The organism is Glycomyces salinus, from assembly GCF_016428645.1.
Classification (GTDB): Bacteria; Actinomycetota; Actinomycetes; order Mycobacteriales; family Micromonosporaceae; genus Glycomyces; species Glycomyces salinus.
Genome location: NZ_JAELXW010000099.1, coordinates 1 through 585, shown reverse-complemented (window position 1 = coordinate 585; position 585 = coordinate 1). Strand labels below are relative to the sequence as shown.

At 67.4% G+C, this 585-nt stretch carries 1 pseudogene; it reads left to right on the top strand.

The features are described 5' to 3' along the window. Positions 1 to 30: 30 nt before the first annotated feature. A pseudogene (locus JFB92_RS20685) lies at positions 31 to 585 on the top strand (hypothetical protein); the annotation flags it as partial.

The following is a 585-nucleotide window of genomic DNA, read 5'->3' as shown; positions in this document are numbered from 1 at the left end:
CTGTGGATCGGGGTGCCGCGTGAGGGCACGGTGGTGCAGATCGAGCCGAAGGATGCGGGTCCGGACACGTTGGAGACGCGGTCGGTGGCTGATCCGGGGCAGGATCTGTCGTTGTCGGTGCTCGGTGACGGGGTGGCGGTGTTGAACAAGACCGCGCAGACGATGACGACGTTGCGTTCCGATGGCCGGGAGGCGAAGGCCGAGATCGAGTTGCTGGGGGCGCCCGACAGCGCGGAGATGGCCGAGACCAGTCCGGGGACGGTGGCGGCGGTGACGGTGTCCGATCCGCCGTCGGTGGTGACGGTCGATGATGAGGCCTCGCATAGTTTCGATATCGGGGCCGGGCCGGGTGAGCTGCTGGGTGCGGCGGTGGAGTTCCACCAGCGGGTGTACGTGCCCGATGGTGCGGCGGGTCTGGTGTGGGTGTACGACCTGGACGGGACGGAGTTGCAGCGGATCGAGATCGATTCGGCCGGTGGCCCGATCGAGTTGTACCACTCCGGGGACACCCTGTTCGCGAACGCGGTGAACACCAACAACGCCGTGGTCGTCTCCTCCGACGGCACCGCCCAAATCGCCGAGAAG